The 3,639-nt window shown below is 69.4% G+C and carries 1 protein-coding gene; it reads right to left on the minus strand.

Annotation, left to right across the window (positions count from 1 at the left end; all coding sequences use genetic code 11):
- Positions 1-3,639: non-ribosomal peptide synthetase (locus V5E28_RS48655; RefSeq protein WP_336217131.1), on the minus strand; the 3,639-nt coding region annotated here is incomplete at both ends.

Here is a 3,639-nt window from a genome sequence, read left to right on the forward strand (position 1 = left end):
GCCGGCCTGGCGGTACGGTTCCAGCGCTCGATCAGCGCACGCTCCCCCTCCGGCATCAGCGGCGTGTCGGCGACTGACCGGTCCGGCTCGTAGGCGAGGGCGTGCAGTGCGGCCCGGTAGTAGTCCCAGATCCTGGAGACCTGCTCCTCCCGCAGCTCGTCGGGGTGATAGTCCAGAACGTGCAGCAGCTCGCCGGACAGAGGGTCGCGCAGGAAACCGCACACGAGAGTGAAGTTGGTGGGCTCGGCCCGCATGCTGGGCGAGGTTCGGTCGGTCTCGCTGACGACGGAGACCTCTCCGGTGCCCAGAACCTGACCCAGCACGTGGAAGTGGTTGTACACGAAATGGGTTTCGTACAGCTGCCCGATCCCGGCCGTGCGCTGCAGTTCGGCGGACGGATAGAGCCTGTGAGGCAGGAGCTCTTCCTCCTCGGCGAACACCTGGCGGACCAGATCGGCCCAGCTGCCTCCGGCGAATGCCACCCGGAACGGCAGCGAGTTGAGGAACAGGCCACGCACATCGGTCCCGCCGGTCACGGCCGGCCGGCCGTTCTGCGTCACCCCGGTGCTCACCTCCCGCTCGCCCGAGACGAACTCCAGCACCCGGACGTGGGCGGCGAGCAGGACGCTCTTGAGCGGTACTCCCAGGGTGCCGGCCACTTCCTCCAGTCGCAGGCACAGCTCACGCGGCAGCACGGTCTCGAACGAGCCGTCGAAGTGGGTGCCGGCAGGCGGTGACACCGGCCCGTCAGCCTCCTGGCCACCCTTCTGGACCAGCGGCTCGACCTCGGTGTCCGCCGGCCAGCGAGGGATCATGAGCTTGCCGGCGTCGCGGAGTTTGCCGGTCCAGTACGCCTTCTCCTCCGCCGAGCCGATCGCGTCCAGTTCGTCCTTGATGAAGTCGCGGAACAGGACGGCCGGAACGGGCGGCGGCGCGGCCCCGGGGTCCTTCAGCAGCGCGAGATACCGCTCCAGGATCTCCGCGATGGTGGAGTTCAGGCTCCAGCCGTCCAGGATGGCGTGGTGCTCCACCAGCGACCATTGGAAGGTCTCGTCGCTGCGCCGGTGGATGTAGAACCGCAGCAGCGGTGGCGTGGCCAGGTCGAAGTTCCTGGCCCGCTCGGTGGACATCAGCTCGTCGAGGACTCGTTCCTGCTCGGTCTCCGGCAGGCCGCGGATGTCCTCCACCACGATCGGCATGGTCGCCTCGCGGTGGACCAGCTGCAGCAGCTCGCTGTATCCGCTCAGATGGAAGGACGTTCTGAGGGTCGGGTGACGGTCCACGACCTGCTGGACGGCCTCGCGGAAGGTCTTCTCCACGAACGGGGCCCGGATCTGGTAGCTGTCGAAGTTGAGGTAGAGGAGCCGGTCCCGGTCCTCCTCCATGTGAAAGATCATCCCGGCCTGCAGTCTGGCCAGCGGGTAGGCGTCCACGACGTCGGCGGGCATGCGCTCCCGGTCGGCCGCGGACACCAGGCTGAACGCCTCGGAGGTGCGCCGCTCGATGGTCACGCTCCGCGCCTCCGCGGCGAGCGCCGCGATCGTCCGCAGCTGGAACAGCCTCTGCAAGGAGAAGTCCAGCCCTCGCTCGCGCGCCATGGCCAGCACCTGAAGGCTGCGGATCGAGTCTCCGCCCAGGTGGAAGAAGTTGTCGTCGACCCCCACGCGGTCCAGGTCGAGCACCTGCGCCCAGACCTCGGCCAGGATCTCCTCGGTCTCGGTGCGCGGCGCCGCGTAGTGATCTCGCAGCTCGGGCCGCTCGACTCCCGGCTCCGGCAGGCGGCCGCGATCGATCTTGCCGTTGCCGGTCAGCGGTAGCTCGTCGAGGAAGACCGTCGCCGCCGGGACCATGTAGGACGGCAGCCGCGCGCTGAGATGCTCCAGCAGTTCCGCGACGGTGAGCCGGTCGTCGGCGGGGACGACGTAGGCGACCAGCCTGGCGTCGGCCGCCTCGCCTCGTGTCGTGACCACGCCGCCGCGGACGCGCGGGTGGGCGGTCAGTACCGATTCGATCTCACCGAGCTCGATGCGGAAGCCGCGGATCTTCACCTGGTCGTCGTTGCGTCCCAGGAACTCCAGCGTGCCGTCGGGCAGCCAGCGAGCCAGGTCGCCGGTACGGTACAGCCGTCGGCCGGGAACGGCGGAGAAGGGATCGGGGACGAATCGCTCAGCGGTGGTGGTCGAGCGGTTCAGGTATCCCATGGCGACCCCCCGGCCGCCCACGTACATCTCCCCCGGCACGCCGAGAGGAGCCGGCTCGCCGTACGCGTCCAGAACGTGGACGGTCAGGTCGGGAATGGGACGGCCGATGGGGCTGCGGCTTGCCTGCAGCGTCGCCCTGGTCAGCGGGCAGTAGGTGACGTGGACCGTGGTCTCGGTGATGCCATACATGTTGACCAGTTGCGGGCTGTCCTCCGCGTGCCGTTCCCACCAGCGGGACACGGTCTCGCTGTCCAGCGCCTCACCGCCGAAGATGACCGTTCGCAGCGCGAGAGGCCGGGGGCTGCGCTCGTCCGCGGCGGCGAAGTTCCTGAAGGCGGCCGGGGTCTGGTTCAGCACCGTCACGCCCTCGCGGGCGACGAGTCCGTGGAAGGCCTCGGCGTCTCGGCTCTCCCAGAACGGCACCACGACCAGCCGCCCGCCGGTGGTCAGGGCGCCCCAGATCTCCCACACCGAGAAGTCGAACGCGGCCGAATGGAACAGGGTCCACACATCCGCTGGAGAGAAGCCGAACCATCCCCGCGTCGAATCGAACAAGCCGATCGCGTTGTCGTGGGTGACGAGGACGCCTTTGGGCCGGCCCGTGGATCCGGAGGTGTAAATGACGTAGGCGGGATCGTGGGAGCGGCCGGAGAGCGGGGCATATCCGGGCGTGGGGTGATGAGGGAGGTCGCCGAGGGAAACCGGATGCTGGTCGGCGGCGAGAGGGAGCGCATCGAGGAGATGCTGGTGGCCCAGGACGATACGGAGGCCGCCGTCACCGAGCATGAAGGCCAGCCGGTCGGCCGGATAGTCAGGGTCGAGCGGCACGTAGGCGCCACCTGCCCGCAGGATGCCGAGCATGCCGATGACTAGTTCGGCGGAGCGGTCGCAGCACAGGCCGACGAGGTCGCCGTGTTGCAGGCCGCGGTCCGCGAGGTGCTCGGCGATGGCGTCCGCTCGCTGGAGCAGCTCGCGGTAGGTGATGCCGGCGCCGTCCGCGGTGATGGCGACGGCGTCGGGGGCGTGCCGGGCCTGCTCCGCGACCAGGTCGCCCAGGGTGCGGTCGTTGGAGGTGAGGATGGGCGGGTCGTTGGACCAATGCCGCAGCTGCCGCTGTTCGCCGGCGGGCAGGCTGGAGATGCCGGCGAGAGGGCTGGCGGGGGTGGTGAGGGCGCGGTCGAGCAGGGTGAGCCAGTGCTCGGCGAAGCGGCCGACGGTGCCCTCGTCGTACAGGTCGGTGGCGTACTCGACGTCCAGCCACATGCGCCGGCCGGTGCTCACCACGCTGAAGGTGAGATCGAACTTGGCGGTACCCGTGTCGACGCTTTCCCAGGTCGCCTGCACATCTGGGCCGAGAGGCCACTGGTCGCGTTCGAGGTGGTGCAGCCCGAAGACGGTCTGGACGAGGGGTGAGTGCGCGAGCTCGCGTTCGGGGGCG

The organism is Nonomuraea sp. LPB2021202275-12-8 (genome assembly GCF_037044575.1).
GTDB lineage: Bacteria > Actinomycetota > Actinomycetes > Streptosporangiales > Streptosporangiaceae > Nonomuraea.